General features: G+C 76.8%; 6 protein-coding genes. All 6 read right to left on the bottom strand.

Features of this window, described 5'->3' with window-relative positions; translation table 11 throughout:
• A partial coding sequence (locus tag WCS02_RS16645; protein WP_340295266.1) for a primosomal protein N' family DNA-binding protein occupies positions 1 to 1,507 on the bottom strand: 1,507 nt, incomplete at its 3' end.
• Positions 1,508 to 1,550: 43 nt separating this feature from the next.
• Positions 1,551 to 2,744, bottom strand: a complete 1,194-nt coding sequence (gene metK / locus WCS02_RS16640; RefSeq protein ID WP_340295264.1) for a methionine adenosyltransferase — start codon at positions 2,742 to 2,744, stop codon at positions 1,551 to 1,553.
• A 100-nt stretch (positions 2,745 to 2,844) separates the two neighbouring features.
• Positions 2,845 to 4,167, bottom strand: a complete 1,323-nt coding sequence (locus WCS02_RS16635; protein ID WP_340295268.1) for a bifunctional phosphopantothenoylcysteine decarboxylase/phosphopantothenate synthase — start codon at positions 4,165 to 4,167, stop codon at positions 2,845 to 2,847.
• A gap of 5 nt (positions 4,168 to 4,172) precedes the next feature.
• Positions 4,173 to 4,448 carry a DNA-directed RNA polymerase subunit omega gene (gene rpoZ, locus WCS02_RS16630; protein ID WP_340295262.1) on the bottom strand — a complete coding sequence of 92 codons (276 nt, stop codon included), beginning with the start codon at positions 4,446 to 4,448 and terminating at the stop codon, positions 4,173 to 4,175.
• A 76-nt stretch (positions 4,449 to 4,524) separates the two neighbouring features.
• A complete protein-coding gene (gene gmk / locus WCS02_RS16625; protein ID WP_340295260.1) occupies positions 4,525 to 5,112 on the bottom strand; it encodes a guanylate kinase in 588 nt (195 codons plus the stop codon).
• A complete protein-coding gene (gene mihF / locus WCS02_RS16620) occupies positions 5,109 to 5,426 on the bottom strand; it encodes an integration host factor, actinobacterial type (RefSeq protein WP_340295258.1) in 318 nt (105 codons plus the stop codon). The genes gmk and mihF overlap by 4 nt, the downstream gene beginning before the upstream one ends.
• Between the last annotated feature and the right edge of the window lie 254 nt (positions 5,427 to 5,680).

The following is a 5,680-nucleotide window of genomic DNA, read 5'->3' as shown; positions in this document are numbered from 1 at the left end:
TGGCCACGACGACCCGCGGGGCGCCGTCCACGGCGGCGGCGCGGTGACCGGCGTGGGACAGGGCGACCGGGGTGCCGGGGAACGCGCGGCCCCACTCCTCCGCGGACCGGACGACGCCGACCACCCCGGCCCGCACGTGCCTGCCGCCGCACTCCGGGCACTCCCACGCCGGGGCCGGCCGCGCGCACCAGCGGCACACCATGGCCCCCGTGCTGCCGGTCAGGCCGAGCGGACCGGCGCAGACCGGGCAGCGCGCCGCGTGACGGCAGCGGCGGCACTGCAGGGCGGTGGCGTAGCCGGACCGCGGCACCTGCACGAGCACCGGCCCGGTCTGCAGCGCCTCGGCGGCCACCCGGTGGGCGGCGCGCGGCACCCGGGCGTGCACCTCGAGCGGGTCGGCGGGGTCGGGGACGACGACGCGGGGCGCGCCGGCCCGCCGCCGGGCACGGTCGGGCGCGATGTCCTTGACCCAGCCCGTGCGCACCCAGTGCTGCGTCCGCACCGGTCGCGCCCGGCCCAGGAGCGCGAGCCCGGCCCCCGCGGCCTCCGCCCGCTGCAGGGCGACGGCGGCGCTGTCCCACCCCGGCGAGTGCGGCTCGACGTGCCCGTCGTCCCCCTCGTCCCAGACGAGGACCAGCCCCGGCCTGCCGACGGGCGCGAAGACCGCCGACCGGGTGCCCAGGGCCACCCGCGCCCGCCCGGTGCGCAGCCGGAGGAACTCCCGCCAGCGCACGGTGGGGCCCAGCCCGGAGTGCAGGAGGGCGAGCTGGGACGGGTCGTCCAGGCCCGCCCGCAGGACGGCGTCGCAGGCCTCGACGTCGCCGACCTCGGGCAGGACGACGACCGCGTCACGGTCCGAGGCCAGGGCGGCCCGGACCGCGACGAGCACGGCCTGCCAGGGGTCGACGTCCAGCGGCAGACGGACCGCGGCCAGCGGTCCCTGCCCGGCGGCGGTGCGGCGCAGGAACGCCTCTCCCCCGACGCACGCGGTCCACGGACCCGGGTCGACGGTGGCGACCGTCCCGCCCGTCCCCGACGGCACGTCCGCGGCCGCGCCGTCGGGCGACGACGACGCCAGGAACGCCTTCTCGCTCGCGGCGTGCCGGGGCGGGACGGCGGCCCGGAGCACGTCGACCAGCGTGCCCGCGGTGGCGTCGGCGACGGCCCGGGCGAGGGCGGCGACCTCGTCGGTGAGCGGTGGCACGGGCGTGACCAGGCGGCGTAGCGGCCGCAGCCCGGAGAGCGGGCCGTCGGCGACGTCGAGCACCCAGCCGTCCTCGGTGCGCCCGGCGAAGGGCACCTGCACCCGCGCGCCGGGGCGGACCGTCGCCGCCAGCGCCGCCGGCACGGCGTAGCTGAACGGGTGGTCCAGGTGGGGCAGGGGCACGTCGACCGCGACGGCCGCCACCGGGCCGGTCTCGTTCGGCGCCGGCGCGGCGGGGACTGCACGCCGGCGCCGCGCGGCGGGGCCGAACAGGGTCGGCTGGCCCGGCTCCCCCGGGCTCACCGGCGGGGCGCCGTCTGGGCCCGCCGTGCCGGCGGCACGCGCCTCAGGAGCGGGTGGCCGCGAGCAGGGCGTCGACGCGGTCGGTGGTCTCCCACGTCATGCCGGGCAGGCTGCGCCCGAAGTGGCCGTACGCGGCGGTCTGCGCGTAGACCGGCCGCAGCAGGTCCAGGTCGCGGATGATCGCGGCCGGGCGCAGGTCGAACACCTCGCGGACGGCGGCGCTGAGCCGGTCCAGCGGCACGGTCTCGGTCCCGAAGCACTCGACGTACAGCCCCACCGGGGACGCCTTGCCGATGGCGTAGGCCACCTGCACCTCGCAGCGCGTGGCCAGGCCGGCGGCGACGACGTTCTTGGCGACCCAGCGCATGGCGTAGGCGGCGGAACGGTCCACCTTGGACGGGTCCTTGCCGGAGAAGGCGCCGCCGCCGTGGCGGGCCATGCCGCCGTAGGTGTCGACGATGATCTTGCGCCCTGTGAGCCCGGCGTCGCCCATCGGCCCGCCGATCTCGAAGCGCCCCGTGGGGTTGACCAGCATGCGCATGCCGGAGGTCTCCAGGCCGGCGCTCTCCAGGACCGGCCGGATGACGTGCTCCTCGATGTCCGGGGCCAGCATGCTGTCCAGCGAGACGTCGGCGGCGTGCTGGGTGGACAGCACGACGGTGTCGACGGCGACGGGCGTGGTGCCGTCGTAGGCGATGGTCACCTGGGTCTTGCCGTCGGGGCGCAGGTACGGCAGCGAGTTGTCCTTGCGGACCGCGGACAGCCGCGCCGACAGCCGGTGCGCCAGGGCGATCGGCAGCGGCATGAGCTCGGGGGTGTCGTCGCACGCGTAGCCGAACATCAGGCCCTGGTCGCCGGCGCCCTGGGCGTCCAGCGGGTCGTCGGCGCCGGCGGTGCGGAGCTCGTGGGCCTTGTCGACGCCCTGCGCGATGTCCGCGGACTGCTGGCCGATGGACACCGACACCCCGCACGAGGTCCCGTCGAAGCCCTTGACGGAGGAGTCGTAGCCGATCCGCAGGATGGTCTCGCGGACGATCCTGGGGATCTCGACGTAGGCCTCGGTGGTGACCTCGCCGGCGACGTGGACGAGCCCCGTGGTGACCAGGGTCTCCACGGCCACCCGGCTGCGGGGGTCCTGCTCGAGGATCGCGTCCAGGATCGCGTCGCTGATCTGGTCGCAGATCTTGTCCGGGTGCCCCTCGGTGACGGACTCGGACGTGAACAGGCGCAGGGTCATCGGTTCTCCACAGGCGTGACGGGCAGGAGGGGGTGCCGGGTCACCCGGGCACGGGGGGACGAGGCCCCGCACACCCTAGGGGCCGGGTGCGCGGGCCGCGTCAGGACGGGGCCAGGGTGTGGACGACGGCGTCGAGCACGGCCTCGGCGACGGCCCGCTTGGCCAGCGTGCCGGTGGCCGCGACCTCGACGGCCGGCCCGTCGTCGGGGCCCGGGGCGAGGACGACGACGCGGTTGTCCTCGCTGCCGAAGACGGCCCCGCCGGACACGTCGTTGACGACGAGCAGGTCGCAGCCCTTGGCCCGCAGCTTGCGCTCGGCGTGGCTGCGGACGTCGCCGGTCTCGTCCCCGGTCTCGGCCGCGAAGCCGACGACGAGCAGGCCGGGGTGGGGGCGGGCGTGCGACACCGCGCCGAGGACGTCGACGGTGCGGACCAGGCGCAGGACGGGGGCCCCGTCGTCGTCGGCGCTCTTCTTGATCTTCGTCGTGGCGACCGCGTCGGGCCGGAAGTCGGCGACCGCGGCGGCCATGACGAGGACGTCGGCCGCGGCCACCGCGTCGAGCACGGCGGCGTGGAGCTCGGCCGCGGTGCCCACCCGGGTGGTCCGGACGCCGTCGGGCAGCGGGACCTCGACGTGGGCGGCCAGCAGGTGGACGTCGGCACCCCGGTCGCGGGCCGCCTCCGCCACGGCGATCCCCTGGCGGCCCGAGGAGGCGTTGCCGAGGAAGCGGACCGGGTCCAGCGGCTCGCGGGTGCCGCCCGCGCTGACGACGACGCGCCGGCCCGCCAGGTCGCCGGTGGGCACGCTGGTCAGCGAGACACCGGCGGGAGCGCCCTCTACCGGGACCTCGGTCGGGCCGGCGCCCGTCGACGCGCGGTCGCGGTCCGGGCCCGCGCCGCCGGCGAGCAGCTCGCGGACCTGCAGCAGCAGGTCCTCGGGCTCGGGCAGCCGGCCCTGGCCGGAGTCGGCCCCGGTCAGCCGGCCGACGGCGGGCTCGACGACGACGACGCCCCGCCCGCGGAGGGTGGCCACGTTCGCCCGGGTGGCCGGGTGCGCCCACATCTCGGTGTGCATGGCGGGGGCCAGCAGGACCGGGCAGGTCGCCGTGAGCAGGGTGCTGGTGAGCAGGTCGTCGGCCAGGCCGTGCGCGGCCCGGGCGAGCAGGTCCGCGGTGGCGGGGGCCACGACCACGAGGTCCGCGCCGCGGCCGATGGCCACGTGCGGGACCTCGTGGGCGTCGGTCCACACGTCGGTGGCCACCGGGTGGCCGGACAGCGCCGACCACGTGGGCTCGCCGACGAAGCGCAGGGCCGACGCGGTGGGCACGACGGTGACGTCGTGCCCGTCCGCGCGCAGCAGCCGCAGCAGGGTCGCGGCCTTGTACGCCGCGATCCCCCCGGCGACGCCGAGGACGACCCGCAGGGGTCTCAGTCCTCGGGGGCGGCGGGGTTGGCCTGGATGGTGAGCAGGCCGGCGTCGATCTCGCGCAGCGCCACCGACAGCGGCTTCTCCTGCACGTGGGTCTCCACGAGCGGGCCGACGTACTCCAGCAGGCCCTCGCCGAGCTGGGAGTAGTAGGCGTTGATCTGGCGGGCGCGCTTGGCCGCGTAGATGACGAGCGAGTACTTGGAGTCGACGGTGGTGAGCAGGTCGTCGATCGGCGGGTTGGTGATGCCCTCGGGGGCAGCAGGTGTTCCGGGCACAGGATCTCCAGACGTCGGGGCTGCGGTCGTGCGGCGACGGAGGGTGCGGGCACCCACCGTCCGGGCCTGCCGGGGCCTAGCCGCGGACCCGCAGTCCCATCAATGATACGAGGTCGTCGGCGGCCTGGCGGACGTCGTGGTTGACGATGGTCCGGTCGAACTCCGGCTCGGCCGCCAGCTCGACCCGGGCGCTGGCCAGGCGGCGCTGCCGCTCCTCGTCGTCCTCGGTGCCGCGGCCGACCAGCCGGGCCACGAGCTCGTCCCACGACGGCGGCGCGAGGAACACGAACTGCGCCTGCGGGTAGGTCGTGCGGATCTGCCGCGCCCCCTGGATGTCGATCTCCAGCAGGACGGGGTGGCCGGAGGACAGGGCGGTCTCCACGGCGTGGCGCGGGGTGCCGGAGCGCTGCCGGCCGTGCACGAGCGCCCACTCCAGGAGCTCGCCGCCGGCGACCATGCGGTCGAACTGCTCCTCGGTGACGAAGTGGTAGTGCACCCCGTCGACCTCGCCGGGGCGCGGGCGCCGGGTCGTCGCCGACACCGAGATGGCCACCTCGGGGTAGCGGGAGCGGACGTCCGCGGACACCGTGCCCTTGCCGACCGCGGTGGGCCCGGCCAGCACGGTCACCCGGGGCGGGCCGGCGGGCGGCGGGGCAGGGCTCACCTGCCGCCGAAGCGCTCGATGAGGGCGGCGGTCTGGTTGGCGCCCAGGCCCCGCACGCGCCGGGTCTCGCTGATCCCGATCTCCTCCATGACGGCCTTGGCGCGCACCTTGCCGGTACCCGGCAGCGCCTCGAGGAGGGCGGCGACCTTCATCTTGCCGACGACGTCGTTGGTGGTGCCCTCGGCGATGACCTCGGACAGCGTCGCCGTCCCGTTCTTCAGCCGGTTCTTCACCTCGGCCCGTTCCCGACGGGCGGCCGCGGCCTTCTCGAGGGCGGCCGCGCGCTGTTCGGGGGTCAGGGTGGGAAGGGGCACGTGACACCTCTGGGCTCGGTCGGGACGGTCGTGCGGACGGGTCGTGCGGTGGACCGGGTGCTGCGTCGGACGAACGTACCCATGCCGTCGCCGCGGGTCCAACAGCACCTCGCGGCGTGGTCGCGACGGCCCCGCGGGGGCTCAGCGCAGGGCGGCGGCGAGGTCCTGGGCGAGGCGCCCGGCGGCGCCCCGGAGCGCGGCCGGGTCGGGCCCGGCATGGAGCACCTCGCGGCTCGCGCTGGGCACGAGCAGCG

Source organism: Aquipuribacter hungaricus (genome assembly GCF_037860755.1).
Taxonomy (GTDB): domain Bacteria; phylum Actinomycetota; class Actinomycetes; order Actinomycetales; family JBBAYJ01; genus Aquipuribacter; species Aquipuribacter hungaricus.
The sequence above is the reverse complement of the archived record's forward strand: the minus strand, read 5'-3'. Positions and strand labels throughout refer to the sequence as shown.

Bases quoted from the DNA above. Each gene is read 5' to 3' on its own strand.
- metK (WP_340295264.1), bottom strand. From the start codon at position 2,744: ATGACCCTGCGCCTGTTCACGTCCGAGTCCGTCACCGAGGGGCACCCG.